Below are 743 nucleotides of genomic sequence, written 5' to 3'. Positions count from 1 at the left end.
TCTGTAATAGTATAGTTATAAACTGGCTTAGATTTACAGATTGCACTAAAGGTATGGAGCGGCGGCTTATCAGACATTTAAATACCCTCTATTAAAAAGGAACACTGTCATTCATAACGGTATGGGGTGTATCAAGAGGTCTGTAAATGCTTCTGTCATAAGCTGATGACGGCTCTTGATTATCATCATTTTTGCCATCTAAAAGCTTTAACTCGCCTTTGTACTGAGGCAATATGACTTCTGTTACATACCGTTCAACACCGTTTTTATCTTGCCATTTACGGGTTTGTAGTCGCCCCTCGATATAAACTTTGCTGCCTTTATTCAGATACTGGAGTGCTATTTTTGCAAGATGTGGATTAAACACCACAATGGAATGCCATTCGGTTTTGTCTACTTTCTTATTGGTTGCCTTGTCTATATAGCTCTCAGACGTTGCCATTCGAAAATTGACCACCTCGATGCCAGATGACATTGTTTTGCTTTCTGGATTGGCACCTAAATGACCAATTAAAATCACTTTATTAAGCATGTTTGTAAGTCCCATTAAATGATGTAAAGATCATAACATGTTTTATGTGTTTTTACAATATTTTCAGTTAGCTAATAACAATTATTTAAAGTGTTACATTATGTTCTAAATCACTAAAGCGTGTAAAATCGGATTGAAAGGCAAGGGGAACGATTCCTGTCGGACCATGGCGTTGTTTTGCTATAATAACCTCGGCTTTACCCTTGGCTTG

General features: G+C 37.3%; 2 protein-coding genes. Both read right to left on the bottom strand.

The annotated features are described in order from the left end of the window. Positions 1-91 precede the first annotated feature (91 nt). Positions 92-532 (bottom strand): single-stranded DNA-binding protein, encoded by a 441-nt coding sequence (gene ssb, locus ACFIJR_RS09155; protein ID WP_375654081.1) that lies wholly within the window; start codon positions 530-532, stop codon positions 92-94. An 85-nt stretch (positions 533-617) separates the two neighbouring features. Next, positions 618-743: DnaB-like helicase C-terminal domain-containing protein (locus tag ACFIJR_RS09150; RefSeq protein WP_375654082.1), on the bottom strand; the 126-nt coding region annotated here is incomplete at its 5' end.

Origin of the sequence: Bartonella sp. OD88NMGDW (assembly GCF_042193775.1) — a bacterium.
Taxonomy (GTDB): domain Bacteria; phylum Pseudomonadota; class Alphaproteobacteria; order Rhizobiales; family Rhizobiaceae; genus Bartonella; species Bartonella grahamii.
This window is presented reverse-complemented; position numbering and strand designations above follow the sequence as displayed.

Excerpts from the sequence above, each read along its gene's own strand:
- ssb (WP_375654081.1), bottom strand. The coding sequence starts at position 532 with ATGCTTAATAAAGTGATTTTAATTGGTCATTTAGGTGCCAATCCAGAA.